We start from the raw sequence: 1,082 nt of genomic DNA on the forward strand, positions 1-1,082 counted from the left end.
AGACCTCGCGCGGCTGCTGCCGCGCGTGACGCTCCAGCCGGAGCCCGCGCGGCGCGACCCGCGGCTCACCGGCCTGCTCGCCGAGCACGGGTACGAGGGCATCATGCGACCCGCGCCGCTGCCCCGGACCGAGGCGCTGGTGCACTTCTCGCTCGTGGACGGCACCGGGATGCCGGACCCGGTCTCCGGCACCGTCGAGTCGACGAGCGCCGAGGTGGAGCGGGTGGTCGACCTGGCGATCGAGCACGCTATGACCCGGCCCGAGGAGACCTTCGGCATCGTGACCGTCACGGCCGCGCACGCCGACCGGATCCGCGAGCGGCTGCTCGCCGAGGTGCGGGCCAACCCGGCGCTGGCGCCGTTCTTCGCGGGTTCGCGGCCCGAGCCCGTGGTGGTCGCCGACGTGACCGGCGTGGCCGGCCTGGCGCGGGACACGATCGTGCTCACCCTCGGATTCGGGCGGACGCCGCACGGTCGCGTGCTGCACCGGTTCGGCGTGCTGGGCGACGGCGGCGGCGACGCGATGCTGCTGGGCTCGCTCGGGGCGGCGCGCAAGAGGCTGCACGTCGTGTCGTGCTTCCCGGCCTCCGACCTGGACCCCGAGCGGCTGCGCGGCCCCGGGCCGCAGATGCTGGCGCGGGTGCTGTCGTTCGCGGAGGAGCGCTCGGGGCTCGCGGACCAGGTCGAGATCGGCAACGGCGTGGACGTCGCACGGTCGGTCGACCGGCTGGTGGTGGACCTGGGGGAGCGGCTGTGGCGGTCCGGCCTCGTGGTCGAGACCGACTACGGCCTGCCCGGCGGCGACCGCATCCCGCTCGCGGTGGGACACCCTGACCTGCCGGGCGAGCTGCTGGTGGCCGTGCTGACCGACGACGCCGCGTACGTGGCCGAGCCCTCGATCCGGGTGCGGGACCGGCAGCTCGCCGAGCGTCTGGAGCGCCTCGGCTGGGTGGTGGCGCAGGTATGGTCCGCGGCCGCGTTCCTGGACCCGGACGCCGAGGCCGAGCGCGTGCGCCGCGTGGTGCTGGCCGTGCGTGACGCCCGCGTGGGGCTGTCCGGGGGTGTGGCGCCGGCGGCGGAGC

1 pseudogene is annotated in these 1,082 nt (G+C 76.2%); it reads left to right on the plus strand.

Annotation, left to right across the window (positions count from 1 at the left end):
• Positions 1-1,082 (plus strand): annotated as a pseudogene (locus PROKR_RS37435) (hypothetical protein); the annotation flags it as partial.

Origin of the sequence: Promicromonospora kroppenstedtii DSM 19349 (assembly GCF_000515355.1) — a bacterium.
Lineage (GTDB): Bacteria > Actinomycetota > Actinomycetes > Actinomycetales > Cellulomonadaceae > Promicromonospora > Promicromonospora kroppenstedtii.